Genomic DNA, 24,734 nt, shown 5'->3' on the forward strand with positions numbered 1-24,734 from the left:
GCGCAGGATGCGGATAGCGTTCTGACATGGCACCCGTTCGGGTCCGTGGTTGCGCAGAGTCGGTGTCCCCGGCTCTGCTAGCCGATGCCAGCCGCAGGCAAAACGGTCCACGTAAGGCGACTCTTTGTCGACCGATCACGGTGCGGCTTAGGGATAAGTCCTGCCTTCCCGAGGGTCCAGATGTCCCTCGTCAGAAGAGAAGGGCAGTAGTGGCAACAGAGCTGCGAAATCCTCAGCAGGCGGATGTGGGGTCGAAGACCAGGTCGGCCGGACGGGTGCCACCCGAGAACCCGGTGACGTCGTGGCGGAAGAGGGTAGCGGTGACAGAGAGGCGGACCCGAAACCCCGTCCGGAACGCACAGAGTCGGGCGCTCTTGCTCAGTCGTTAGACGAAGGGGGGCTGTTGCATGGACATCATCGTCAAGGGTCGGCACACAGGAGTGAGTGACCGGTTCCGAGACCAGGTGACGACCAAGCTGGCCAGGATCGAACGTCTGGACAACAAACTCATCCGAGTCGATGTGGAGGTGTCGAAAGAACGCAACCCTCGCCTCGCCGACCAGCGCGAGCGTGTCGAACTCACCATCCATTCCAAGGGCCCGGCCATCCGCGCCGAAGCCTCGGCCGACGACCGGTTCGTAGCCCTCGACATCGCCCTCGACAAGCTGGAAGGCCGCCTGCGGCGGCTGGCCGACCGGCGCAAGGTTCATCACGGCAACCACTGCCCGCCCTCGGTGGCGGAGATCACCGCGACGCTCCCTGACGTCGGCCTGCCGCCTCTCGGGGCCAAGCACGTCCCTGAGCCGGCCGAGTCCTACGAGGACCTGCCGGTGCAGGACGAGAAGCTCGACGACGACATCGTCCCGATCGAGATGGACGGCGACGGACCGCTCGTCGTCCGGGAGAAGTTCCACAAGGCGGAACCCATGACCATCGACCAGGCCATGCTCGAAATGGAACTGGTCGGGCACGATTTCTACCTGTTCCGTGACAAGGAGAGCGGCCTGCCGAGCGTGGTCTACAACCGGCGCGGGTACAACTACGGCGTGTTGCGGCTCATAGAGCCCTGATCGCACGCTAAAAGATCTTCTCGACCACCCGAGGACCGTGCCATACGTGCCATCATGGCGGTCCGACGGCTCTGGCCCCCCGACGAGGAGGACACGTGAGCGAGCTCAGTCAGGTTCAGATGAGCGAGCGAAGCGAGGGTACTGACGGGACAACCGCCATGCGGACAGCCGCCACGGCCCCGACCGGGCGTGACAACGGAGCGGCCGTCCGATGAGCAGGTTCCCCGTGAGCAAGGCAGGCGCACGACGGACCGAGGAGGGCTCGTGACCGAGTCCGGCGAGGTCCGCACGGCAGAGAGCGAGCCGATCCGCGTGCTGATCGTTGACGATCACGAGCTGATCAGGCGCAGCCTGGCGTTGACGCTGGCCGCGGAGCCCGACATCGAGGTGGTCGGTGAGGCGAGCGACGGGCAGGAGGCGGTCGAACTGGCCGATCGCCTCATGCCCGACGTCGCCCTCATGGACGTACGCATGCCCCGGCAGGACGGGATCGAGGCGACCAAGAGCATCAGGGCCTCCGTCCCGAGCACCCGGATCATCATGCTGACCGTGAGCGACGAGGAAGAGGATCTCTTCGAGGCGATCAAGGCCGGCGCCACCGGTTATCTGCTGAAGGACGTGCAGATCAACGACGTGCCCGCCGCGGTGCGCGGTGTGCACGAGGGACAGTCCTTAATCAACCCGGCGATGGCCGCCAAGCTCATCAGCGAGTTCGCGAACATGAGCCGCAAGGAGGCCGAACGCCCGCCGCAGCTCCCCGTGCCCAGGCTGACCGACCGCGAGATGGAGGTCCTGCGCCTGGTCGCCAAGGGCATGAACAATCGCGAGATCGCCAAGCAGCTGTTCATCTCCGAGAACACGGTGAAGAACCACGTCCGCAACATCCTCGACAAGCTGCAGCTGCATTCGCGGATGGAAGCGGTGGTGTACGCGGTGCGGGAACGCATGCTGGAGATCACCTGAGGCCACCCGGCCCCCCACAGAACACCCCGAAGCCCCCTCCGCTGACAGCGACCACAACACGATCCCCGGCCCACCCTCGGTCCCGGTCCTGGCCGATCCCGGTCCTGGCCCTGGTCCCCGATGGCCCTGGTCCGGCCCCCGGCCCCCGGCCCCCGGCCTCCAACCCCGGCCTTCGGTCGCCCTGATTCGGTCCCGGGCTCTTGGTCCTGGTCCTGGTGCTGGTTCGGTCTCAGGCTCCTAGCTCGGGTGCTGGTTCGGTCTCGGTTTCCTGGTGCTGGCTCGATTCCTGGTTCCGGTGCCCGGCCCCGGGTGTCCAGCCCCGGCCCTCGTCCGGTTTCCGAGTGCGCTGCTTCCCGGCTGTGGCTGTAGCCGGCGGCCCGCTGCTGAGAGGGCCGTTCCAGCGCCAGGAAGCGCCGAGCTCCCGTAGCGCGGGGCACCCCACCGATGCCCTCCCCAGCCCCCCGCCGCTCTGGCGCGCAACCCGCAGGGCACGGTCCGTTGAGAGCGCCCAGCGGCCCCGGCACGTAACCCGCCGCGTACGGCTCGTTGAGAGCGCCCAGCGGCGCTACAACCCCGGCCCCCGCGCCCGGCTGCAGCCGGACCGCTCGCCCTTAGGGCAGGCCCCTCCCCGAAGCCCCCGGCCCGAGCGCGGGCTGAGGTCAGGGGCGGGGGAGGGAGTGCGGAGCGCCGAAGAGAGGGGCGGGGGTGCGGGGTGGTCGGGGTGGTGCCGGGGAGCTCGGAGGCGGGTTGGTGGTGCGGTGGGGCGTCCGTTTCTCGGGGGGTTACGGCTGGGGTGTGGTCAGGAGGGGGGCCAGTTCTGGGGGGTCGGTGCGTTCGACGCGTACGGAGTCGCAGCCCACCCATTCGGCGGCCGACCACAGCGCGTCGCGCAGGGCGTCGGCCCACTTGGCGGGGGACAGGCCGGGCTCAAGGTGGACCTGGCGGGCGACCAGGGTGGTGCCCTCGCGGGCCGGGTCGACCCGGCCGATCAGGCGGCCCCCGGCCAGCACGGGCATCGTGAAGTAGCCGTGGACGCGCTTCTCCTTGGGCACGTACAGCTCAAGCTGGTACTTGAACCCGAAGACGCGCTCGGTGCGGCCGCGGTGCCAGATGAGGGAGTCGAACGGGGACAGCAGCGTCGTACGGTGACGGCCGCGCGGCTCGGACTCCAGCGCCTGCGGGTCGGCCCACGCGTTGGCGTGGCCCTTCTTGGCGGGCCAGCCCGCCACCTTGACCGGCGCCAGACCGGCGGCGCCGCTGAGCAGGGCCTGGTCGAGCATCGCCGCGTACTTGCCCTTGAGGCGCAGGAAGTCGAGCAGGTCGGTACGGTTGGCCACCCCGAGCGACCGGCCCGCGATGGCGGCCAGCAGGACGATGCACTCCTCGTCGGACAGGTCGTCGGCCAGCGAGTCGGCGGGTACGACACGCTCGGTCAGGTCGTAGACGCGCCGCCAGCCGACGCGGCGCACGCAGGCGATCTCGCCGATGTCGAGCAGCCACTCCAGCCCGATCTTGGAGTCGGACCAGTCCCACCACGGGCCGCCGTTCTTGGCGCCGCCGACGTCGGACGTCGTGAGCGGGCCCGAGTCGCGCACCTGCTGCAGCAGCTTGTCGACGCTGTCGGGGACCTCGTGCCAGCGGTAGCGCCGGTCGCGGTAGGCGCGGCGCCGGAAGGCGTAGAGCGGCCAGTGCTCGATGGGCAGGATGCAGGCCGCGTGACACCAGTATTCGAAGCTCTGGGCGGGATCGTGCCAGTAGGCGCGCTCGACCGCGGGCCTGCCCACCGCGCCGAGGCGCGCGTAGGCGACCAGCTCGTGGGAGCGGGCCAGGACGGAGATCGTGTCGAGCTGTACGGCGCCGAGCCGGCGAAGCATGCCGCGCACCCCGCCCTTGCGCACGTCGGCGCCGATGAGCCCCTGGGCGCGCAGAATGACCCGACGCGCTTCGTCAGCGGTCAGGTCGGTCACGTTCGTCATGCGGCGAACCCCAGGGGGCCTTGGGGGACGGTAGGGCTATCCATGGGGGAAATTTAGCGGCGCCCACCGACAGAATCGCTCCGTCCCAGGTGGGGACGGCCGGAGGCGGCCCCACGACCTGTGCGCCGTGGGAGCGACACGCCGATGTCCTGGGGTTGGGGAATTGGATGCCGAGAACAGGGGGTTCCGGAGGGGCCGGGCATGGGAACGGCGGGCGCCCGGATGGTCGGGGCCCGCCGTGTGCCGGAGTGGTCAGCGGTGGTCTTCGGCGTGCATGCCGACGCGGGGTGCGTCGATCACCACGTCCGTGAAGATGTCGAAGACGAGGGCGAGGATGCCGCCGACGACGAACGCACCGGCGCCGACCCAGACCAGCGTCCAGTTGTCGGCCGTCAGTCCGAAGCCGGCCACGATGGTGCCCACCACCATGACAGTCACGGCCAGCCACGAGGAGGCGCGCCCGCCGTGGTTGCCGAGATTCTGCGCGTGCTCGGACTTCTTCCCCTCAACCATGACTAAATCCTTCCTTTGCCGGATATCCCGCTATTGGTGCGAACCGGCGCTCAACCGGCATACCCTCTGCCTTGACCCCATTCTCCCAGACGTGTCCGGCGCCCTCGTCGTCACGGTGGCTGTGTCTGGTTGTGGAACCGCCTACGATGGCAACCGGGGAAGTTTGTCTCGGCCTCTCCTCCTGGCGGCGCCGCCGGGGTAGACCTGCGAGGAGCTTTACATAAAGTGGCAGCCATTCTCGACAAGATCCTACGTGCCGGCGAAGGCAAGACTCTGCGCAAGCTCAAGCGGATCGCCGATCAGGTCAACTCCATCGAGGACGACTTCACGAGCCTGTCCGACGCGGAGTTGCGCGCCCTGACGGACGAGTTCAAGCAGCGTTACGCCGACGGCGAGAGCCTCGACGACCTGCTTCCCGAGGCGTTCGCGACCGTCCGTGAGGCGGCCCGGCGCGTGCTCGGCCAGCGGCACTTCGACGTGCAGATCATGGGCGGGGCCAACCTGCACATGGGCAACATCTCCGAAATGAAGACGGGTGAGGGCAAGACCCTGACCTGTACGCTGCCGGCTTACCTCAACGCGCTGGCGGGCAACGGCGTCCACGTCATCACCGTCAACGACTACCTGGTCAAGGTCGGCGCCGAGAACATGGGCCGCGTCTACCGGTTCCTGGGCATGGAAGTCGGCATGATCCTCTCCGGCCAGGCGCCGGATGAGCGGCGCAAGCAGTACGAAGCGGACATCACGTACGGCACCAACAACGAGTTCGGCTTCGACTACCTCCGCGACAACATGGCGTGGTCGCTGGAGGAGTGCGTCCAGCGCGGCCACCACTTCGCCATCGTCGACGAGGTCGACTCGATCCTCATCGACGAGGCCCGCACGCCGCTGATCATCTCCGGCCCCGGCGAGCAGTCGGGCAAGTGGTACAGCGAGTTCGCCAAGATCGTTCCCAGGCTGCGCAAGGGCGTCGAGGCGAAGAACCCGGGCGAGGAGAGCACCGGCGACTACATCGTCGACGAGAAGAAGCGCACGGTCGGCGTCCTGGAGGCCGGCGTCGAGAAGGTCGAGGACTGGCTCGGCATCGACAACCTCTACAAGCCCGAGCACACCCACCTGGTCGGCTTCCTGAACAACGCGCTCAAGGCGAAAGAGCTGTTCAAGAAGGACAAGGACTACATCGTCTCCGACGGTGAGGTGCTCATCGTCGACGAGTTCACCGGCCGCGTGCTGCACGGCCGGCGCTACAACGAGGGCATGCACCAGGCCATCGAGGCCAAGGAAGGCGTGAAGATCAAGGACGAGAACCAGACTCTCGCCACGGTCACCCTCCAGAACTACTTCCGCCTCTACGCCAAGCTGTCCGGCATGACCGGTACGGCGGTCACCGAGGCCAACGAGTTCCACCAGACGTACAAGCTCGGCGTGGTCCCGATCCCGACCAACCGGCCGATGGTCCGCAAGGACCAGCCCGACGTGGTCTACAAGACCGAGGACGCCAAGTTCAACGCGGTGGTCGAGGACATCAAGGAGCGCCACGAGGCCGGGCAGCCGGTCCTCGTCGGCACGACCTCGGTGGAGAAGTCCGAGCGGCTGTCCAAGGCGCTCAAGCGCCGCGGCGTGGTGCACGAGGTCCTCAACGCGAAGAACCACGCGCGTGAGGCGGCGATCGTCGCCGAGGCGGGCCGCAAGGGCGCCGTCACCGTCGCCACGAACATGGCCGGTCGAGGCACCGACATCATGCTCGGCGGCAACTCCGAGTTCCGCGCCGACCTCGAGCTGCGCCAGCGCGGCCTCGACCCGGTCGAGACGCCGGAGGAGTACGAGAAGGCCTACCCTGAGGCGCTGGAGAAGGCCAGGGCGGCCGTCAAGGCCGAGCACGACGAGGTCACCCAGCTCGGCGGCCTCTACGTGCTGGGCACCGAGCGCCACGAGTCGCGCCGCATCGACAACCAGCTCCGCGGCCGTTCCGGCCGTCAGGGCGACCCCGGCGAGTCGCGCTTCTACCTCTCGCTCGGCGACGACCTCATGCGCCTGTTCAACGCGGCCAGGGTCGAGATGATCATGAACAGGCTGAGCATCCCCGACGACCAGCCGATCGAGTCGGGCATCGTCTCCAAGGCCATCGCCTCCGCCCAGCACCAGGTCGAGCAGCAGAACTTCGAGATCCGCAAGGAAGTTCTGAAGTACGACGAGGTCATGAACCGGCAGCGCAAGGTGATCTACTCCGAGCGCCGCCGCGTGCTGGAGGGCGCCGACCTGCACGACCAGGTGCGCGGCTTCGTCGGCGACGTGATCGACGGCTACGTCGCGGGCGCCACCTCCGAGGGCTTCGCCGAGGAGTGGGACCTGGAGAAGCTGTGGAAGGCGTTCGGCGAGCTCTACCCGGTCTCGCTCCGGATCGACGACCTGGTCGAGGAGGTCGGCAGCCGCGAGGAGCTGACCGCCGAGATCATCTCGGAGAAGATCAAGGCCGACGCCCTGGAGGCGTACGCCAGGCGCGAGGAGCAGCTCGGGGCGGAGGCCACGCGTAACTTCGAGCGCCAGGTCATCCTGTCCGTGCTCGACCGCAAGTGGCGCGAGCACCTCTACGAGATGGACTACCTGCGCGAGGGCATCGGCATGCGGGCCTACGCGCAGAAGGACCCGCAGATCGAGTACCAGCGCGAGGGCTTCGAGATGTTCGCCGCGATGCTGGAGGGCATCAAGGAGGACTCGGTCGGCTTCCTGTTCAACCTTGAGGTCGAGGTGCAGGAGAACCCGATCGTCGAGGAGGAGGACGCCGCGGTCACCGAGACGCGGTCGATCATCTCCACCGCCCTGCGCGGGCCGCAGCGCCCGGCCGAGCTCGAATACTCCGCCCCTGGCGAGCAGGGCGACGTCGAGCACACGCGGGTGCGCACCACGCCGGCCGAGCGGGCCGCGTACGGGAACGTCGAGCGCAACGCGCCGTGCCCGTGCGGGTCGGGCAAGAAGTACAAGCGCTGCCACGGCGACCCGAAGAACGCCGTCTGACAGGCTGAGGCGAGAGCCTGAGCGGGCCCCCGTCTCCCCGTGCGAAAGCAGGGGGGGCGGGGGCTTCGTCATGCGTGATCAGGCGGGGGGTTCGCGGCCGGGGGTGGGGATGTTCAGGCGGCGGATCAGGAATGCGAAGATCAAATAGTAGAGGACGAAATACAGCAGGCCGAAGCCGATGATCAGGCCGAGCCGATGGGTGTTCGATTTGCTGGCGTTCAGCAGCATGTCGATGGCTCCGCCGGAGAAGGTGAACCCGAGTCGCGCGCCGAATTCCGCCATCAGGGCCATCGACAACCCCGTCAGCAGGGCGTGCACCACGAAAAGCACCGGCGCCACGAATATGAAGGCGAATTCCAGCGGTTCGGTAATGCCGGTGATGAATGCCGTCAGCCCCGCCGACAGCATGATGCCGCCCACGGACTTGCGGCGTTCCGGCGGGGCCGCCCGCCACATGGCGATGGCCGCTCCGAGCAGCCCGAACATCATCACGGGGAAGAAGCCGGTCATGAAGATGCCGGCGCCCTGCTCGCCGGCGAAGTAGCAGTTCAGGTCGCCGGCGGCGTTCCGGGTGGCGCCGTTCAGGCCCGCATGGCACTCGGGCAGGGTGAACCAGACGATGGTGTTGAGGAAGTGGTGCAGGCCGACGGGGATCAGCAGGCGGTTGGCCACGCCGTAGATGCCGGTGCCGGCGGTGCCGTGGGCCGACAGCCAGTCGCCCACGCTGGACAGCCAGTCGCCGACCGGACGCCAGACCAGCCCGAACACGACGCCGAGCAGCAGGGCGGCGACGGCGGTGATGATCGGGACCGAGCGGCGTCCGCCGAAGAAGGCCAGCCACGGGGGCGGTTTCAGCCGGTAGAAGCGCTGCCAGAGCAGCGCCGCCGTGATGCCGATGACGATGCCGCCGAGCACGCCGGTAGGGTTCTGGGCGCCGAGGTTGAGCATGGGCCCCTGGGGGGTGGCGACGACGACCTTGTCGTAGACCGCGCCGTGGCCCGCGTCGTAGAAGAGCGTACGGCTGACGCGGTCGAACACCAGGTAGCCGACCAGGGCGGCGAGGGCGGTGGAGCCGTCCGACTTGCGGGCGAACCCGATCGCCACGCCGATCGCGAACAGGACGGGCAGGTTGTCGAACAGGGCGCCGCCGGCCGCGGCCAGGACGTTGGCGACGGGCAGCATCCAGGGAAGGATGCCGCCGAGTCCGTCCTTGCCGAGCAGGTCGTCCTGGCCGAAGCGGAAGAGCAGGCCCGCCGCGGGCAGCACGGCGATGGGCATCATGAGCGAGCGGCCGATGCGCTGCAGCACCGCGAACGTCGCCGACCAGGGCGACGCGCCCATGCCCCTCACCCCCGGTCGGTGGTCCGTCAGCGGGGGAATGCCAGGTTCCTACCACGGCGGGAGAGGCGGAAAACGGGCGCTAGGTCTCGCCGGAGTCGAGGTCGGGCTCGGGTTCTCGGCCCGGTGTCATGATGTCGAACCTGCGGATGAGGAACGTGAACACGACGTAGTAGACGACGCCGTAGATCAGGCCGAGCAGCAGGATGCCCGGAAGGTTCTGGGTGTTGGACTTGCTCACGTTCAGCAGCATGTCCAGCAGGCCCGCGGAGAAGCCGAAGCCGAGCTGCCCGCCGATGAGCGTGGTGAGCGCCATCGCCAGCCCGGTCAGGATGGCGTGCGCGACCAGCAGCGCGGGCGCGACGAAGATGAACGCGAACTCGATCGGCTCGGTGATGCCGGTGACGAACGAGGCCAGCCCCGCCGAGAGCATGATGCCGCCCACCGTGGCCCGGCGGTGCGGGGGCGCGGCCCGCCACATGGCCAGGGCGGCGGCCGGCAGGGCGAACATCATGACGGGGAAGAAGCCGGCCATGAACTGGCCGGAGTGCGGGGCGCCGCCGAAGTAGCAGTTCCAGTCGCCGCCCAGCACGTGACCGCCCACCTCGCACTGCGGCACGACGTACCAGACGACCGAGTTCACGAAGTGGTGCAGGCCGAGCGGGATGAGCAGGCGGTTGATCAGGCCGTAGATGCCGGTGCCGATGGGACCGATGGCGGCCAGGGCCTCGCCGGCGTGGCGGATCCACTCGCCGAGGACCGGCCAGAGCCAGCCGAACAGCACGCCGAGCAGCAGCGCGACGATGGAGGTGATGATCGGTACGAATCGGCGTCCGCCGAAGAACGCCAGCCACGACGGCAGCTTGATCCGGTGGAAGCGCTGCCACAGCAGCGCGGTGACCAGGCCCATCACGATGCCGCCGAGCACCTTGGTGGGGTTCTGCATGCCGTAGTTGATGACTTCTTTGATGCCCTCGTCCTGGACCTGGCGCATGGCCACGGTGTCCCGGATGTCGGAGCCGAAGAACATCACCTTGGTCACCCGGTCGAACACCAGGTAGCCGACGACGGCCGCCAGTGCCGTGCTGCCGTCGGCCTTGCGGGCGAAGCCGATGGCCACGCCCACCGCGAACAGCAGCGGCAGGTTCTGGAACAGCGCGTCCCCGGCCGCGGCCAGCACCGCGGCGACCTGGCTCATCCACGCGAACCCCGGGACGTCGGCCAGGCCGCCGGAGGCCGGGCCGTTGGAGCCCAGCATGTCGGGCTGGCCGAACCGGGAGAGCAGCGCGGCCGCGGGCAGGGCCGCGATGGGCAGCATCAGCGAGCGGCCCAGCCTCTGGAGCACGTTCATCACGCGTGCGAGCGGCGAAGGCCGGGCGGCGGCGGTGGTCTCGTTCACCGGGCGTTCCTCCGGGGGGTGGGAGTGGGGCGTCCGCCGGGCCGGCCGTCCGGGCCCGGCGGAGTGGCCCTAGCCCCGTCTAACGGGCATTTCGAGTATGGTCCGCAGCTGATAGCGGTCAGCGCGGTAGGTGGACACGCCGAGCTCCGCGCAGACGCCGCCGGAGAAGGACCTGCGCTGGAGCAGCAGCACGGCGCCGCCGCGCGGGAGCTTCAGCAGGTCGGCGTCGCTCGGGTCGGCGATGCCGCCGTCGATGGTGAGCTCGCCGGCGTCCATGACCAGGCCGTAGCGGCTCTCCAGCAGCTCATACAGCGATTTGTCGGACAAGTCGTAATCGGCCAGGTCGGGGGCGAGCTTGACCGGGATGTGTGCCCGTTCGATGGACAGCGGCTCACCGTCGGCCGTACGCAGGCGTTCGATGAAGTGCACTTCCTCACCCGGCTGGATCCCCAGCTCCTTGGCCAGGTGGGCGCTGGCCCGCACGATGCGACGGTCGAGGTCGCGCGAGCCCGGGATCATGCCGCGCGCCCTCATGTCGTCGGTGAACGACGTGAGCTGCAACGCCAGCTCGATCTTGGGCCTGGCCACGAACGTGCCCTTGCCCGGCACGCGGTGCAGGCGTCCCTCGGAGACCAGGTGGTCGACGGCCTGCCGTACGGTCATCCTGGACAGGCCGAACCGCTGGCAGAGCTCCCGCTCGGACGGGATGGCGGCGCCGATGCTGAGCTCGTTGCTGTCAATGAGGTCCAGCAGGATCTCGCGAAGCTGGAAGTACTTGGGCACCGGGCTATCCGGATCGATGTGCGCCACGGATCCTCCCCTCGATCGGCAAAGAAGAAATCTGGGACTGGTGGTGCGGCAGTCTATGGGCAGATTTCTTGTTTGGTGGTCATGGGCTATGGTTCGTACTGGTCTAGTCCGGACTAGACCACATGTCGCGAAAGACGGTCAAGTGCGAACCGTATGAATCGAGGGATGAGCTCAGGATGACCACCAAGATGCGCAGTGAGATCGCCGAGCAGCCGGAGGCGCTGCGGGCCACGCTCGACGCCCTGCTCCCCAGGGTCGGCGAGGTGAAGGCGGTGGGCGAGCAGACTCGCCAACTGCTGTTCATCGCGCGTGGAACCTCCGACAACGCCGCAGTCTACGGCCGCTACCTGGTCGAGTCCCACGCGGGACGGATGGGCGCGCTGGCCGCGCCGTCCATCGCGACGACCTACAAGCGCAAGGTCGACCTGGACGGCGTGCTGGCCGTCGCGATCTCGCAGTCGGGTCGTACGGAGGAGATCGTCGAGACCCTGGCCTGGGCCAAGGACTGCGGCGCGAAGACGGTCGGCATCACCAACGGCGGCGAGGACAGCCCACTCGCCCAGGCGGCCGACGTCGCGCTGTGCACGCTGGCCGGCGAGGAGAAGGCCGTCCCGGCGACGAAGACGTACACCACGCAGCTCGCCGCGCTGGCCGTGCTGGCGCTGGGCCTGGGCGCCGACGTGGACGCCGGGGACCTGCGGCGGGTGCCCGAGGCGGTCGAGAAGCTGATCGCCGAGCCGGGCGACCTGGACGCGGTCGTCGAAGGGCTGCTGGACAAGCCGGGCGTGGTCGTGTCCGGACGCGGGCTCGCCTTCTCCACGGCCCTGGAGACCGCGCTCAAGCTCAAGGAGGCCTGCTACCTGCACGCCATGGGCCTGTCCTACGCCGACCTGCTGCACGGCCCGATCGCCGTGGTCGACGCCGACACCCCGGCGCTGCTGGTGGCCTCGGAGAACAGCCCCACGCTGTCCGGCACGGTGGCCCTGGCCGAGCGGGTCGTGGCGGCGGGCGCGGCGGCGTACACGATCGGCGGCGGCGACGCGCTCGCGCAGGCCGGCACGGCCGCGCTGAACGGCCCCGACCTGCCCGAATGGGTGGCGCCGATGGGCCTGATCATCCCCGGCCAGCTCCTCACCGAAGCGCTGGCCCGGCGCCTCGGCATCGACCCCGACTCGCCGCGCGGACTCAACAAGGTCACGCAGACGGACTGAGCGAGGCGCCTCGTTTAGCCTGGTCAAGGAGTTGGAACGAGGGAGGACCGGATGGCGGCGGATGTGAATGCGATCATCGCCGGTCTCGGCGGTGCCGACAACATCATCGAGATCGAACCCTGCATCACCCGGTTGCGCACCGAAGTGCACGACGCGTCCAAGGTCGACCAGGCCGCCCTCAGGGCGGCGGGGGCGCACGGCGTGATGGCCGCGGGCAACGTGGTCCAGGTCGTCGTGGGGCCCGAGGCGGACACGATCGCCAGCGACATCGAGGACATCATCGGCTAAGGGCGAGACCATGACGACTGTTCTCGCCCCGGTCGAGGGGGCGGCTGTGGGGTTGGCCGCCGTGCCCGATCCGGTCTTCTCCGCGGGCATGGTGGGACCGGGAACGGCGATCGACCCGTTGCGGGGGCCAGGCAAGGCCGTGGCCCCCATAGCGGGAAAGATCATGAAACTGCATCCGCATGCCTACGTCATCGTGGGGGACGACGGCAGGGGCGTGCTGGTGCACCTGGGCATCGACACGGTCCAGCTCAAGGGGAAGGGCTTCCGGCTGCTGGCGGCCGAGGGCGACAGGGTCAGCGCGGGGCAGCCCGTCGTGGCGTGGGACCCGTCCGCCGTCGAGGCGGGCGGACGGTCCCCGGTCTGCCCGGTCGTGGCCCTCGACGCCCCCTCGGAGTCGGTGACCGGCATCGTCCAGGGGGCGGTGCACGTGGGGGACGAGCTGTTCACATGGATGTAGCGGCCGTCGGCGCGGTCCCCGAGATCGCCGTACGGGCACGGTCGTACCGGCAGAAGACGTCACAATAGGCGTGCCCCCAGCCATACCGGGCACCGGCCCGACCGCGAGCGGCCGGCCGCCATTCAAGCAGGGGTCCAGCTGGTCTGGACCGGGTAGAGAAGGAGAGGCTCATGGGTGAGCGCAAGGTCACGGTCGCGGCGGAGGTGGGTCTGCACGCCCGTCCCGCGGCGACGTTCGTGAAACGGGCCCAGCTGGCCCCGATGGACATCAGCGTGGCCAAGGCCAGCGGCGGAGGGGCGCCGGTCAACGGCAAGAGCATCCTCGCCATCATGGCGCTCGACGTCCGGCAGGGCGAGACCGTCGTGATCAGCGCCGAGGGCGACGGCTCCGAGGAGATCCTGGACGAACTGGCCACGATCGCCGGAGCGCCATGAACCTGCGGGGGGTTGGGGTCAGCCCGGGCATCGGGCACGGCCCCGCGTACGTTCTGACCGCCTCTGTGCCCGAACCCCCCGAGGGCAGCACCTACACCGGTGAGGCGGAACAGGAGAAGGAGCGGGCGACGGCCGCGCTCTCACGGGTCGCGGGCGAGCTTGAGGCCCGCGGCAACCAGGCGGGCGGCGAGGCCGAGGAGATCCTCAAGGCGCAGGCGCTGATGGCCGAGGACCCCGGGCTGGTGGTGAAGGTCAGGACCCTCATCGACCGGGGTCTCGCCGCTCCGCGGGCGGTCTTCGAGGCGTTCACCAAATACCGGGACGTGCTCAGCGGGGCCGGCGGATACCTGGGCGAGCGGGCCGCCGACCTCGACGACATCAGGGACCGGGTGATCGCCCTGCTGACCGGGCACCCGATGCCGGGGCTGCCGGTGGCGCCCGAGGAGCCGTACGTGCTGGTCGCGGTCGATCTGGCGCCCGCCGACACGGCGTTGTTGTCCCGGCGGCACGTGGCCGGGTTCGTCACCGAGCAGGGCGGGCCCACGAGCCACACCGCGATCATGGCACGGGCGATGGGCGTACCCGCCGTGGTCGCCTGCCCCGGGGCGACCGGCATCCCCGGCGGCGTCCGGGTGCTGGTGGACGGCACGACGGGCGAGGTGAGCCTGGAGCCGTCCGACGACCACGTGGCCGGGGCGCGCGACGCGGCGGCGGCGAAGCAGGCGGCGATCAGCGCGGCCAAGGGGCCGGGCCGGACCGCCGACGGGCACGCGGTGCCGCTGCTGGCCAACGTCGCCGGCCCGGCCGAGCTGGCGGAGGCGGTGGCCGCCGGGGCGGAGGGCGTCGGGCTCTACCGGACCGAGTTCCTCTTCCTCGACCGCGCCGACGCCCCGGCCGTCGAGGAGCAGCGGCGGGCCTACCGCGCGGCGTTGGAGGCCGTGCCCGGCGGGACCGTGGTCGTGCGCACGCTCGACGCGGGCGCCGACAAGCCGCTGCGGTTCCTGCCCGCCCCCGCCGAGCCGAACCCGGCGCTGGGCGAGCGCGGGCTGCGCCTGTTCAGGCGGTTCCCCGAGGTGATGGACGCGCAGTTGCGCGCGCTGGCCGCGGCGGCCGAGGACGCGCCGGCCGAGCTGCTGGTGATGGCGCCCATGGTGGCCACGGCCGAGGAGGCCGAATGGTTCGCCGACGCCTGCCGGGCGCGCGGGCTGTCCAAGGTGGGCGTCATGATCGAGATCCCGTCCGCGGCGCTGCGGGCCGGGCAACTGGCCGGGATGGTGGACTTCGTCTCGCTCGGCACCAACGACCTGGCCCAGTACGCCTTCGCCGCCGACCGCCAGCTCGGCACGGTGAGCGGGCTCCAGGACCCGTGGCAGCCGGCGCTGCTCGACCTGATCGCCATGTCCTGCGGCCACGGCAAGCCGGTGGGCGTCTGCGGTGAGGCGGCCGCCGATCCCGCTCTGGCGTGCGTTCTGGTCGGGCTCGGGGCGACCACGCTGTCGATGGGGGCGGGGGCTCTGGGGGCCGTCCGGGCCGCGCTGGCCGCGCACACGCTGGAGCAGTGCAGGCTGGCGGCGCGCAACGCGCGGGCCCAGGTCACGGCCGCGAACGCGCGCGCGGTGGCGCGCACGCACCTGCCCGGGCTCGCGGCGCTGGGGGTGTGAACGGGGCGTTTTGGGGTCGCGGGCCTCGGACGGGCCTCGGACGGGCCGCGGCATGGATACCTTGGAAGGCATGTTCAGACGGATCGGCCCGGCAGGGCTCCTGGTGTTGGCGCTGACCGCGTGCGGCGGCGGGGGTGGCGCCCCGGCGAGTGCGGCCCCGGCGAGGGACGGGGCCACCACCCCCGCGGGGAGCACGACACCACAGAGCCCGCCCCAGGCCGAGGCCGACCCGGTGCTGCGGGCCCTGCGGCGGATGACCCTGGAGGAGAAGGTCGGCCAGCTCTTCATGCCCGTCCTGTACGGCACCGCCGCCGACACCGTCTCCGGCGAGAACCAGGCCCGCTACGGCGCCCAGACCCCGGCCAAGGTGATCGCCCGCTACCACCTGGGCGGCGTGATCCTCTTCCCGGCGAACGTCAAGTCCACCGCCCAGGTAGTCAAGCTCACCAACGGCCTCCAGGAGGCGTCGAAGAAGGTCCCGCTGCTGGTCGGCACCGACCAGGAGAACGGCCTGGTGTCCCGCATGTCCGCGCTGATGACCGACTTCCCGGGCGCGGCCGAGATCGGCGCCACCAAGGACCCGGCGATGTCCAGGGCCGTGGCCAGGGCGACCGGCGAGGAGCTGCGGGTGCTCGGGGTCAACCTCGACTTCGCGCCCGTCGCCGACGTCAACATCAACCCGAGGAACCCGGTCATCGGCAGGCGGGCCTACGGGAACGACCCGTCCGCGGTGGCGAAGATGGTCGCGGCGGCGGTCAATGGCTTCGGCGACGCCAAGGTGGCGTCCACGGCCAAGCACTTCCCGGGCCACGGCGACACCTCCGTCGACAGCCACACCGGCCTGCCGGTGATCAAGCACACCATGGCCCAGTGGGAGCGGATCGACGCGCCGCCGTTCAGGGCCGCCGTCGGCGCCGGGGTCGACGCCGTGATGAGCGCCCACATCGTCTTCCCCAAGCTCGACCCGTCGGGTGACCCGGCGACGCTGTCCAAGCCCATCCTGACCGGCCTGCTGCGGCAGAAGCTCGGCTTCAAGGGCGTGATCTCCACCGACGCGCTCAACATGGAGGGCGTGCGCAAGAAGTACGGCGACGGCGAGGTGGCCGTGCGCGCGGTGCTGGCCGGGGCCGACCTGCTGCTCATGCCGTACGACCTGGGCAAGGCGTACCAGGCGGTGCTGGGGGCGGTGAAGTCGGGGCGCGTCTCGGAGGACCGCCTCGACCAGTCGGTCGTCCGGCTGCTCAGGCTCAAGCAGAAGAGGGGGCTGCTGTCCGCGGCGCCCGTCGCGTCGGCGCAGGAGGCGGCCGGTGTGCTGCGGTCGCCCGAGCACCGCAAGCTGGCCGCCGAGGTGCGGGCCGCGGGGTAGGCGCGAAGGCCGATTCGCGGGGTTCTATCCTAGAACCGGATTCGAGCGAGGAGGCGGTCGTGGTCGCAGGGGTGCTCATCGACTGGGGTGGCGTGCTCACGACCAGCCTGACCGACTCCATCGCCCGGTGGCTGGCGGCCGACCGGATCGACGCCGAGCACTACCGTTCGGTGATGCGCGAGCTGGTCGACCATGCCTACCAGGGCGGCGAGGGGCAGAACGTCGTGCACGCGCTCGAACGCGGCGAGCTCGACGGCCCGGCCTTCGAGCGTGACCTGGCCGCCCGGCTGCTCACCGTCGACGGCGTGCCGCCGGTGGCCGAGGGGCTGCTGGAGCGCATGTTCGCGCAGTTCGAACGGGTCGACGCCATGTACGACATGCTCCGCGACGTACGGAAAAATGGGGTTAAGACGTGTTTGTTGTCTAACTCCTGGTCGAACACCTACCCCCGCCACGAATGGGACGGCCTCTTCAACGCGGTCGTGATCTCCGGCGAGGTCGGCATGCGCAAACCCGAGGAACGCATCTTCCGACACGCCCTCGACCAGGTCGGACTGCCCGGCGAGCAGTGCGTCTTCATCGACGACATCGAGGCCAACATCCTGGCCGCCCGCGCGCTCGGCATCACCGGAATCCACCACCGCGACGCCGACACGACCCTCACAGAGCTGGAGTCCGTTCTCCGGCTCACGCTGCGACGGGCATGATGGTGCCCTTGCGATTTCGGAAAGGTTCGTGATGCGCGTCTATCTGCCGTGCACCCTCCCCGCCCTCGCCCGCGCGGTCGAGGCAGGGGAACTGGGGCCGGCCCCCCTGACCGGTTACGCGGTGACCCCCGCGCTGACCGAGTGGTACGCCTCGGGCGACACCGAGGAACTGGAGTACGTCGCGCTGACCGAGGCGGCCCGCGCCTCGCTGCGCATGCTGGCCGCCGACGGCGTGGCCGCCGGGCCCAGGCGGGTGGTGGTCGCCGCCGAGGTGCCCGACGGCTCGGTCTCGGCCGGCGTCGGCCTGGAGGAGCGGGCCCGCGTGCGGCTCGCCGCGGCCGTCCCGATGGCGAAGGTGGCCGCGGTGCACATCGACGACCATGACGCCGCCGCCGACATCGAGGCCGCCGTCGAGGCGCTGCCCGCCTCCGACGACGGCGACGACGACGCCCGGTTCACGGTCGACGGCGCGGAGGCCCATGAGCTCATGTGGTATGCCACCCAGGAGATCCCGGACCTGCTGCGTTCAGAATAAGCTTGATGGGACATGACAAAACACATCATCTGGGATTGGAACGGGACGCTCTTTCACGACGTCGAGGCCGTCGTAGGTGCCACCAACGCCCTCTTCAAGCCGTACGCGCTGCCCGAACTGACCGCCGACGGGTTCCGCGCGGTCTACACCCGCCCCATCTGGGTCGCCTACGAGCGCCTGCTCGGCAGGCCGCTGGCCGAGGGGGAGTGGGAACTGCTGGACGACGGGTTCCATGAGCACTACTTCAGGCTGAGCGCCGCCTGCGGCCTGGCCCCCGACGCCGAGGTGGTGCTCGGCGGCTGGGCCGGCACCCAGTCGCTGTGCTCGATGGCCCCCCACGCCCATCTGGTGCCGATCGTCGAGTCCTTCGGCATCACCCGGCACTTCACCCGGGTCGACGGGCTGGTCGGGAGCACGGGGGGCGAGAAGGCCGTGCACATGACCACGCACATCCAGGCCCTCGACGTCGATCCCGGCGAGATCCTGGTGATCGGCGACAGCGTCGACGACGGGCTCGCCGCGCGGCACGTGGGTGCGCGGGCGGTGCTCTACACCGGCGGCATGACCTCGCGGGCCGAGCTGGAGGGCACCGGCCTGCCCGTGGTGGACACGCTCGCCCAGGCGCTCCAGTACGCCTGAGGGGCATGCCGGATCCGCCTCGGGGGAAGCACCGGGGCGGGCGGCGGCCGTACCCTTGCCGGTAACCCCTCAGGAGGTCGCCATCAACCGCCTTGTGCTCTGGAACGTCGATCTCACCCTGGTCGACGTCGCCATCGTGACCCGGGACGCCTACGCCGAGGCGTTCCGCGCCGTGACCGGCCGGCCGCTGGTCAAGCTCGTGCCGCCGCTGGGCCGCCCCGACTCCGAGATCGTCTTCGAGACGCTGGCCGTCAACGGGATCCAGGCCGAGGACGACCACCTGCCCCGGTTCCTGGCCGCGCTCGCCCTCGCCTTCGCCGACCGGCGCGGCCGGCTGGCCAAGGAGGGCCGGATGATGCCGGGCGCCAAGAGCGCGCTGAAGACGGTGGCCCGGCTCGACGGCGTCGTGCAGTCGGTGCTGACCGGCACGATCAAGGGCAACGCCGTGCACAAGCTCAAGGCGTTCGGGCTGGACAAGTACGTCGACTTCGAGCTCGGCGGCTACGGCGAGGAGGTCTACCCCAAGGCGACGCTGCTGCAGGTCGCCCAGGGGAGGGCCAAGCAGCGGCTGGGCACGCCGTTCACGGCGGCCAACACGGTCGTGATCGGCGACTCCACGCGTGACGTGCAGGCGGCCAGGATCGGCGGGGCCGCCGTGATCGGGGTCGCCTCCGGGCGGTCCATGGCCGCCGAGCTGCGGGAGGCGGGCGCCGACCTGGTGCTGCCGGACCTGTCCGACGCCTCGGAGGTGGTGGCCGCCGTGAACGGCCTGACCTCCCCCCTGGACCGCAAGGCCGGCTGACCCGCCTGCTCCGCCCTGCCGACCTACGCCCCCGTGCGGTGGATCAGGGCAGGGCGGTGAGGAAACGGGCCGCGACGGGGGCCGCCACGGCCGAGCCGGCGCCGCCGCCCTCCACGACCACCGCGAACGCCACGTCCCCCTTGTAGCCGATGAACCACGAGTGCGCGGGCGGCTCCTTGCCCGAACCGTATTCGGCCGTCCCGGTCTTGCCCGCGGTGCCCGCGGGGAAGTGCGCGGCCTTGGCGGTGCCGTCCGTGACGACGGCGGGCATGAGCTTGCGCAGGGCGGAGACCACGCCGCGCTCCAGCGGGCGCGGGCGGTCGTCGGAGACCATCCCCTTGGGCACGATCCGCGGCGGGATCCAGGCGCCCGAGGCGATGGCGGCGGCGACGGAGGCCATGTTGAGCGGGCTGGCCAGCACCCGGCCCTGGCCGATGGAGGCCGAGGCGAGGTCGGTGTCGTCCTTGGGGTCGGGGAACTCGGCCCGCACGGCGGGCACGCCAGGGTTGATCGCGGTGCCGAAGCCGAAGCTCTTGGCCACCTCGGCCAGCCTGCCGCCGTTCAGCTCGGCCACGCTCATCTCGCCGAACGTGGTGTTGCACGAGTGCGCGAAGGCGTCCTGGAAGGAGAGCGTGCCGTAGTCCTTGAAGCCGGCGTTGTGGAAGGGGAAGCCGCCGATGTTCTTCTCGGCCGGGCAGGTGACCGTCTTGGCGGGCTCGACCCCGTCCGCGACCAGCGCCGAGGCCGTGACGACCTTGAACGTCGAGCCGGGCGGATACTTGCCCAGCAGCGCCCGGTTGAAGCCGCCGGGCTTGTTGACGACGGCCAGCATCTCGCCGGTCGAGGCGCGCAACGCCACCAGCGAGGCCGGCTTGGTCACGCCTTCGAGCGCCGCGGCCCCCGCCTCGTGCACCTTCAGGTCGATCGTGGTGGTGAGCGGCTCGGTGCCGCCCGGCTTGACCAGCGTCTCGACCAGCTCGTCGCCCTTGTAGAGGCCGATGATGGAGTCGCCGCTCCCGTTGAAGCGGTCGGGGTAGGTCTGCTTGATGCCCTCCACCAGTTGCTGCACCGAGCCGGGGGCGTCCGCGCCGCCGATCTCGGTGCCGTCGGCGGCCCGGACGCTCACCGCGTCGCGCTTCTGGGCTACCAGGCGCAGCGAGAGGCCCTTCTTGAGCTGGGGATGGAGGACGGCCGGGGTCCAGGCGACCTTCCACGCGCCGTCCTGCTCGACCACCTTGAGCCGGCTGCTGTACTTCCAGTCCCGGCGGCCTTGCAGGTTGACGTTGAAGCCCAGGTAGCCGTCGTCGTCCGGGCCGTCGTCGGCGAAGGGGCCGGTCGACCGGGAGCGGGAGAAGGTGGCCTGCTCGACCTTGAGGTCGGTGCTGAAACGCCGGTGCCAGGCCTCGAAGTCGGTGGGCGGGTCGGCGACGAGCCGGCGCATCTTCGCATAGTCCTTGACGGACCAGGCCGAGAGGTATTCGTCGGTCGTCTGCTCGGGTGAGCCTTCCGTCCGCAACAGCCAGATGGTGGCCCCCGCCGCCACTACCAGCACGAGAAGGACTGCCAGGACCAGCGGCCACCTGCGCCGCCGTCGGCGGCGCGGCTCCTCCGGCCGAAGTCGCCCGTACAGGGCCCCCGTTTGTGATGCCATGGCCTGAGGACACCAGACAGTGAGACGTCCCGTCCAATATTGATATGACGGCTACATAGATATAAATCTGGATATAGTGGCTGGTCATGGACTTGGTCCGGCATCTCCGCTACTTCGTCGTGGTGGCGGAGGAACTGCACTTCGGGAACGCCGCGATCCGCCTCGGCATGGCCCAGCCGCCGCTCAGCCAGCGCATCAAGCGCCTGGAGGAGGAGCTCGGCGTGCCGCTCTTCGACCGGTCCGCCCGCCAGGTGCGCCTGACCGAGGCCGGGCGGCTGCTGCTCGGCGAGTCCCGGGAGATCGTGGCCAGGGTCGAGCGGCTGCGCGAGCTGGCCCGCCACGGCGACGGCGGCGTGCTCAAGATCGGGGTCCCGCCCGACCTGGCCGCCTCCGTGATCGCCGCCCTGGTCGCGGGCTTCCGGGCGGCGAATCCGGACGTACGGCTCGTCCCCGCCGAGATCTGGACGGCCCACCAGGTGTCCGCGCTGGCCGAGGGCACGATCGACGTCGGGCTCGTCCGCCATCCGGTCGCCGCCCCCGGCCTGGACTTCGGCCAGGTGCTCGTGCAGCCCCAGGGCGTGCTGCTGGCCGGGGACGACCCGCTGGCCGAGGCCGGCGAGGTGCACCTGACCGAGCTGGCCGGGCGCGAGCTGCTGATGCCGCCCAAGGAGGGCGAGCCGGGCTGGCACGCAGAGACGCTGGCCGAGTGCCGCCGGCACGGCTACGTCCCCGCCCAGGTGCACCAGGGCGCCGGGCTCGGCCTGGTGCTCGCGGGCCAGGCGGTGGCGTTCGGGCCGAAGGCGGACGTCCCTGGGCTGGCGTGGCGGCCGCTGCTAGGCTCGCCGATCGCGTGCCGGGTCTCCACCGCCTGGCGAGCGGCGACGGGCACGAGGAAGGACTGGGTGGCCGAGTTCTCGGCCGTTGCCGTACGCACGTTGAAGGAGAGCGCCGGGATGACCGACGAGGGCGCCGCGCCCGCGCGGCGGATCAGCCGGAGGCCGGGGATGCTGGCATGAGCGATCCCGACTACGCGGCGCTGTTCCGGATGGCCGGGGTCACCGGCTGGCTGCACGCCTGCGACATCGACTCAGGGCGGGAGGCCGGGCACGACGCCGACGAGCCGGTGCCCCTGGCGTCGGTGTTCAAGCTGCCGCTGCTGGTGGAGTTCTGCCGGCAGGCCGACGCCGGGCTGCTGGACGCGACGGCCCCGACGACAGTCACGGCCGACCGGCGGGTCTCGGGGCCCACGGGCCTGTCGGCCATGCTCGACGACGTGACGATGTCGCTGCGCGACCTGGCGTACCAGATGATGGCGGTGAGCGACAACACCTCCGCCGACGTGCTGCTCGACCGGGTGGGCATGGAGGCGGTCAACACCATGCTGGACGCCTTCGGCCTCGACGGCACCCGGCTGCGGCAGAGCGGCCGGGCCCTGTTCGAGTCCATGGAGCTGGACACCGGCCACGGGTGGCCGTACCTGGATCCCGACGACATCTCCCGCCTGCGGGTGCTCGACCCGGCGCGGACGAACCGCAGCACCCCCCGCGAGATGACCCGCCTGCTCTCCATGATCTGGCGGGACGAGGCCGCCACGCCGGAGTCCTGCTCCTGGATGCGCGCCGTGCTCAACATGCAGGTGTGGCCCCACCGGCTGGCCTCGGGCTTCCCGTACGACGACGTCGAGGTCGGCGGCAAGACCGGGTCGCTGCCGACGCTGCGCACCGAGGTCGGCGTGGTCGAGTACCCCGACGGCGGCCGGTACGCGGTGGCGGTGTTCACCCGCTCGTCCAGCACGGCGGTCATCCAGCCGCGCGCCGACGCGGTGATCGGCACGGCGGCGCGTATGGCGGTGGACCACCTGAGGAGGTAGCAAGTTATGTGGGAGGTCAGGTATGACTTTCCACCTACCGGGCGACAGGATGGGGCACATGGTTGCTGAAGGTGCGCTTCTCTGGGAGCCGACCGACGAGGTCGTGGCCGCCGCCAAGCTGACCCGCTACCTGGAGTGGCTGGGACGGTCCGGAGCGAGCTACGAGGAGGTGTGGCAGTGGTCCGTCGACCGTCCTGAGGACTTCTGGACGTCGGTCTGGGACTACTTCGACGTCATCGGGGAGCGCGGTGACGGGCCGGTGCTGTCGGGCGAGATGCCCGGCGCGACCTGGTTCGCGGGAGCCTCGGTCAACTACGCCGAGAACGCGCTGCGGCGTACCGAGGGCACCGCCCTGGTCTTCGTCTCCGAGGACGGCGCCCGCCAGGAGCTGACGTACGCCGAGCTGCGCGACGAGGTGGCCCGCGTCCGCGCCGGCCTGGCCCGGCTCGGCGTCACCAGGGGCGATCGCGTGGCCGGCTACCTGCCGAACATCCCGCAGGCCCTGATCGCCTTCCTCGCCACCGCCTCGCTCGGCGCGATCTGGTCGGCCGGCTCGCCCGACTTCGGGGTGCCGAGCATCGTCGACCGGTTCAAGCAGATCGAGCCCAAGGTGCTCATCGCGGTCGACGGCTACCGCTACAACGGCAAGACCTACGACCGCTCCGACGCCGTCAACGAGATCGCCGCCGAGCTGCCCACGCTGCGCGCCACGGTCTGGATCCCCTACCTGTCGGCGGCCGGCGACGGCCGCGCCCCCCAGCAGGCCGAGCCCGGTGCCGCGCACACGCGTTCGGTGCCGCACGGTGAGGTGATCGGCTGGGAGGGGCTGCGGGCCGAGGCGGGGCCGCTGGAGTTCGACCGGGTGCCGTTCGGCCACCCGCTGTGGATCCTCTACTCCAGCGGCACGACCGGGCTGCCCAAGCCGATCGTGCACGGGCACGGCGGCGTGCTGCTCGAACACCTCAAGTCGCTCGCCTTCCACCAGGACCTGGGCGAGGAGGACGTGTTCTTCTGGTACACCACCACGGGCTGGATGATGTGGAACTACCTCATCGGGGCCCTGCTGGTGGGGGCCACGCCGGTGCTCTACGACGGCTCGGCCACGCATCCCTCGTCCGCCGCGCTCTGGCGGATCGCCGCCCAGGAGCAGGTGACGTACTTCGGGGTGGGGGCGCCGTACATCATGGCCTCGCTGAAGGAGGGGATCCGGCCGACCGGGCTGGAGCGGCTGCGCGGCATCGGCTCGACGGGCTCGCCGCTGCCGCCCGAGGGGTTCGAGTGGGTCGCCGCCGAACTGCCCGGTACGCCGATCGGGTCGTTCTCCGGCGGCACCGACGTGTGCACCGGGTTCGTCGGGGCCACGATGCTCCACCCGATCAGGGCGGGGATCATCCCGTGCCGGTCGCTGGGGGCGAAGGTGGAGTCGTACGACCCCAAGGGCGAGCCGGTGGTCGGCGAGGTGGGCGAGCTGGTGCTGACCCGGCCGATGCCCTCGATGCCGGTGATGTTCTGGAACGACCCCGACGGGCGGCGCTACTTCGAGAGCTACTTCGACGTCTACCCCGGCGTGTGGCGGCACGGCGACTGGATCAAGATCAACGAGGACGGCGGCTGCGTCATCTACGGCCGCTCCGACTCCACGCTCAACCGCGGCGGCGTGCGCATGGGCACCAGCGAGTTCTACCGGGTCGTGGAGCGGTTCGACGAGATCGCCGACAGCCTGGTGATCGACACCGGCCAGCTCGGCCAGGAGGGCCGCCTGCTGCTCTACGTCACCCTCGCCGAGGGCGCCGAGTTCGGCGAGCAGCTCGAACGCGCCCTGTGCGCGGCCCTTCGCCAGGAGCTGTCGCCCCGGCACGTGCCGAACGAGATCCGCGTCGTGCCCGGCATCCCCCGGACGTTGTCCGGCAAGAAGCTGGAGGTGCCCGTACGCAAGATCCTGCTCGGCACACCCGTCGAGGAGGCGGCCAACCCCGACGCCATGGCGAACCCGGAGGTGTTGCGGCACTTCAGGCCGTAGCGACGGCGG

Annotated in this window: 21 protein-coding genes and 2 pseudogenes; 17 read left to right on the top strand and 6 right to left on the bottom strand. The window is 70.4% G+C overall.

Annotation, left to right across the window (positions count from 1 at the left end):
* Positions 1-407: 407 nt before the first annotated feature.
* Both hpf and ACIA8R_RS24925 read left to right on the top strand, forming a co-directional pair.
* Positions 408-1,070 (top strand): ribosome hibernation-promoting factor, HPF/YfiA family, encoded by a 663-nt coding sequence (gene hpf / locus ACIA8R_RS24920; protein ID WP_357703046.1) that lies wholly within the window; start codon positions 408-410, stop codon positions 1,068-1,070.
* 264 nt (positions 1,071-1,334) lie between these two features.
* A complete protein-coding gene (locus ACIA8R_RS24925) occupies positions 1,335-2,033 on the top strand; it encodes a response regulator transcription factor (RefSeq protein WP_357703044.1) in 699 nt (232 codons plus the stop codon).
* 782 nt (positions 2,034-2,815) lie between these two features.
* On the opposite strand, the gene ACIA8R_RS24930 is transcribed toward ACIA8R_RS24925, so the two are convergent.
* Entirely contained in the window at positions 2,816-4,009 is a 1,194-nt protein-coding gene (locus tag ACIA8R_RS24930; protein ID WP_397040608.1) for a winged helix-turn-helix domain-containing protein, read from the bottom strand.
* A gap of 252 nt (positions 4,010-4,261) precedes the next feature.
* A complete protein-coding gene (locus ACIA8R_RS24935) occupies positions 4,262-4,522 on the bottom strand; it encodes an HGxxPAAW family protein (RefSeq protein WP_357703040.1) in 261 nt (86 codons plus the stop codon).
* 225 nt (positions 4,523-4,747) lie between these two features.
* Here ACIA8R_RS24935 and secA point away from each other — a divergent pair.
* Positions 4,748-7,264: pseudogene (secA, locus tag ACIA8R_RS24940) on the top strand (preprotein translocase subunit SecA); the annotation flags it as partial.
* Positions 7,265-7,366: 102 nt separating this feature from the next.
* A pseudogene (locus ACIA8R_RS24945) lies at positions 7,367-7,537 on the top strand (SEC-C metal-binding domain-containing protein); the annotation flags it as partial.
* A 78-nt stretch (positions 7,538-7,615) separates the two neighbouring features.
* On the opposite strand, the gene ACIA8R_RS24950 reads toward ACIA8R_RS24945, so the two are convergent.
* From ACIA8R_RS24950 to ACIA8R_RS24960, 3 genes are all read right to left on the bottom strand, one after another.
* Positions 7,616-8,878, bottom strand: coding sequence for a PTS transporter subunit EIIC (locus ACIA8R_RS24950; RefSeq protein ID WP_397040610.1), 1,263 nt, complete (start codon positions 8,876-8,878; stop codon positions 7,616-7,618).
* Positions 8,879-8,957: 79 nt separating this feature from the next.
* Positions 8,958-10,274, bottom strand: coding sequence for a PTS transporter subunit EIIC (locus ACIA8R_RS24955; protein ID WP_364086435.1), 1,317 nt, complete (start codon positions 10,272-10,274; stop codon positions 8,958-8,960).
* A 69-nt stretch (positions 10,275-10,343) separates the two neighbouring features.
* Positions 10,344-11,084, bottom strand: coding sequence for a GntR family transcriptional regulator (locus ACIA8R_RS24960; protein ID WP_357703032.1), 741 nt, complete (start codon positions 11,082-11,084; stop codon positions 10,344-10,346).
* Positions 11,085-11,260: 176 nt separating this feature from the next.
* Between ACIA8R_RS24960 and ACIA8R_RS24965 the strand changes: the two genes are divergently transcribed.
* The 10 genes from ACIA8R_RS24965 (at position 11,261) to ACIA8R_RS25010 (ending at position 19,184) form a co-directional block, all read left to right on the top strand.
* Positions 11,261-12,295, top strand: a complete 1,035-nt coding sequence (locus ACIA8R_RS24965; protein WP_364086438.1) for an SIS domain-containing protein — start codon at positions 11,261-11,263, stop codon at positions 12,293-12,295.
* 51 nt (positions 12,296-12,346) lie between these two features.
* Positions 12,347-12,583 (top strand): glucose PTS transporter subunit EIIB, encoded by a 237-nt coding sequence (locus ACIA8R_RS24970; RefSeq protein WP_125632338.1) that lies wholly within the window; start codon positions 12,347-12,349, stop codon positions 12,581-12,583.
* A 10-nt stretch (positions 12,584-12,593) separates the two neighbouring features.
* Positions 12,594-13,040, top strand: a complete 447-nt coding sequence (locus ACIA8R_RS24975; protein WP_357703028.1) for a PTS glucose transporter subunit IIA — start codon at positions 12,594-12,596, stop codon at positions 13,038-13,040.
* Positions 13,041-13,210: 170 nt separating this feature from the next.
* The gene (locus ACIA8R_RS24980; protein ID WP_357703026.1) at positions 13,211-13,474 is read left to right on the top strand and encodes an HPr family phosphocarrier protein; all 264 of its coding nucleotides are present in this window, start codon (positions 13,211-13,213) and stop codon (positions 13,472-13,474) included.
* Positions 13,471-15,135 carry a phosphoenolpyruvate--protein phosphotransferase gene (ptsP, locus tag ACIA8R_RS24985; RefSeq protein ID WP_397040614.1) on the top strand — a complete coding sequence of 555 codons (1,665 nt, stop codon included), beginning with the start codon at positions 13,471-13,473 and terminating at the stop codon, positions 15,133-15,135. Before ACIA8R_RS24980 ends, ptsP begins: the two co-directional genes overlap by 4 nt.
* A gap of 70 nt (positions 15,136-15,205) precedes the next feature.
* Positions 15,206-16,501: a glycoside hydrolase family 3 protein gene (locus ACIA8R_RS24990; protein WP_397040616.1), complete on the top strand. Its 1,296-nt coding sequence runs from the start codon at positions 15,206-15,208 to the stop codon at positions 16,499-16,501.
* Positions 16,502-16,560: 59 nt separating this feature from the next.
* Positions 16,561-17,208 carry an HAD family hydrolase gene (locus ACIA8R_RS24995; RefSeq protein WP_397040618.1) on the top strand — a complete coding sequence of 216 codons (648 nt, stop codon included), beginning with the start codon at positions 16,561-16,563 and terminating at the stop codon, positions 17,206-17,208.
* 31 nt (positions 17,209-17,239) lie between these two features.
* On the top strand, positions 17,240-17,743 hold the full coding sequence (locus tag ACIA8R_RS25000) for a DUF6912 family protein (protein ID WP_364086445.1): 504 nt from the start codon (positions 17,240-17,242) through the stop codon (positions 17,741-17,743).
* 12 nt (positions 17,744-17,755) lie between these two features.
* Positions 17,756-18,382 carry an HAD hydrolase-like protein gene (locus ACIA8R_RS25005; RefSeq protein WP_357703017.1) on the top strand — a complete coding sequence of 209 codons (627 nt, stop codon included), beginning with the start codon at positions 17,756-17,758 and terminating at the stop codon, positions 18,380-18,382.
* Between the two features lie 94 nt (positions 18,383-18,476).
* On the top strand, positions 18,477-19,184 hold the full coding sequence (locus ACIA8R_RS25010) for an HAD family hydrolase (protein WP_397040620.1): 708 nt from the start codon (positions 18,477-18,479) through the stop codon (positions 19,182-19,184).
* A gap of 43 nt (positions 19,185-19,227) precedes the next feature.
* Here ACIA8R_RS25010 and ACIA8R_RS25015 read toward each other — a convergent pair whose 3' ends face one another.
* On the bottom strand, positions 19,228-20,835 hold the full coding sequence (locus ACIA8R_RS25015; protein ID WP_397040622.1) for a penicillin-binding transpeptidase domain-containing protein: 1,608 nt from the start codon (positions 20,833-20,835) through the stop codon (positions 19,228-19,230).
* Positions 20,836-20,921: 86 nt separating this feature from the next.
* On the opposite strand from ACIA8R_RS25015, the gene ACIA8R_RS25020 reads away from it, so the two are divergent.
* From ACIA8R_RS25020 to ACIA8R_RS25030, 3 genes are read left to right on the top strand one after another with little or no spacing between them, the layout of a single operon-like run.
* Positions 20,922-21,851, top strand: a complete 930-nt coding sequence (locus ACIA8R_RS25020; protein ID WP_397040624.1) for a LysR family transcriptional regulator — start codon at positions 20,922-20,924, stop codon at positions 21,849-21,851.
* Positions 21,848-22,705 (top strand): serine hydrolase, encoded by an 858-nt coding sequence (locus ACIA8R_RS25025; RefSeq protein WP_397040626.1) that lies wholly within the window; start codon positions 21,848-21,850, stop codon positions 22,703-22,705. The genes ACIA8R_RS25020 and ACIA8R_RS25025 overlap by 4 nt, the downstream gene beginning before the upstream one ends.
* A gap of 58 nt (positions 22,706-22,763) precedes the next feature.
* Complete coding sequence (locus ACIA8R_RS25030) at positions 22,764-24,725, top strand: acetoacetate--CoA ligase (protein WP_357703007.1); 1,962 nt, start codon at positions 22,764-22,766, stop codon at positions 24,723-24,725.
* Positions 24,726-24,734: the final 9 nt, after the last annotated feature.

This window comes from Nonomuraea sp. NPDC051191 (genome assembly GCF_044455665.1).
In the GTDB taxonomy this organism is placed as follows: domain Bacteria; phylum Actinomycetota; class Actinomycetes; order Streptosporangiales; family Streptosporangiaceae; genus Nonomuraea.

Excerpts from the sequence above, each read along its gene's own strand:
- hpf (WP_357703046.1), top strand. The coding sequence starts at position 408 with ATGGACATCATCGTCAAGGGTCGGCACACAGGAGTGAGTGACCGGTTC.
- ACIA8R_RS24930 (WP_397040608.1), bottom strand. The coding sequence starts at position 4,009 with ATGACGAACGTGACCGACCTGACCGCTGACGAAGCGCGTCGGGTCATT.
- ACIA8R_RS24935 (WP_357703040.1), bottom strand. The coding sequence starts at position 4,522 with ATGGTTGAGGGGAAGAAGTCCGAGCACGCGCAGAATCTCGGCAACCAC.
- ACIA8R_RS24950 (WP_397040610.1), bottom strand. The coding sequence starts at position 8,878 with ATGGGCGCGTCGCCCTGGTCGGCGACGTTCGCGGTGCTGCAGCGCATC.
- ACIA8R_RS24965 (WP_364086438.1), top strand. The coding sequence starts at position 11,261 with ATGACCACCAAGATGCGCAGTGAGATCGCCGAGCAGCCGGAGGCGCTG.
- ACIA8R_RS24970 (WP_125632338.1), top strand. The coding sequence starts at position 12,347 with ATGGCGGCGGATGTGAATGCGATCATCGCCGGTCTCGGCGGTGCCGAC.
- ACIA8R_RS24975 (WP_357703028.1), top strand. The coding sequence starts at position 12,594 with ATGACGACTGTTCTCGCCCCGGTCGAGGGGGCGGCTGTGGGGTTGGCC.
- ACIA8R_RS24980 (WP_357703026.1), top strand. The coding sequence starts at position 13,211 with ATGGGTGAGCGCAAGGTCACGGTCGCGGCGGAGGTGGGTCTGCACGCC.
- ptsP (WP_397040614.1), top strand. The coding sequence starts at position 13,471 with ATGAACCTGCGGGGGGTTGGGGTCAGCCCGGGCATCGGGCACGGCCCC.
- ACIA8R_RS24990 (WP_397040616.1), top strand. The coding sequence starts at position 15,206 with ATGTTCAGACGGATCGGCCCGGCAGGGCTCCTGGTGTTGGCGCTGACC.
- ACIA8R_RS25000 (WP_364086445.1), top strand. The coding sequence starts at position 17,240 with ATGCGCGTCTATCTGCCGTGCACCCTCCCCGCCCTCGCCCGCGCGGTC.
- ACIA8R_RS25005 (WP_357703017.1), top strand. The coding sequence starts at position 17,756 with ATGACAAAACACATCATCTGGGATTGGAACGGGACGCTCTTTCACGAC.
- ACIA8R_RS25015 (WP_397040622.1), bottom strand. The coding sequence starts at position 20,835 with ATGGCATCACAAACGGGGGCCCTGTACGGGCGACTTCGGCCGGAGGAG.
- ACIA8R_RS25020 (WP_397040624.1), top strand. The coding sequence starts at position 20,922 with ATGGACTTGGTCCGGCATCTCCGCTACTTCGTCGTGGTGGCGGAGGAA.
- ACIA8R_RS25025 (WP_397040626.1), top strand. The coding sequence starts at position 21,848 with ATGAGCGATCCCGACTACGCGGCGCTGTTCCGGATGGCCGGGGTCACC.
- ACIA8R_RS25030 (WP_357703007.1), top strand. The coding sequence starts at position 22,764 with ATGGTTGCTGAAGGTGCGCTTCTCTGGGAGCCGACCGACGAGGTCGTG.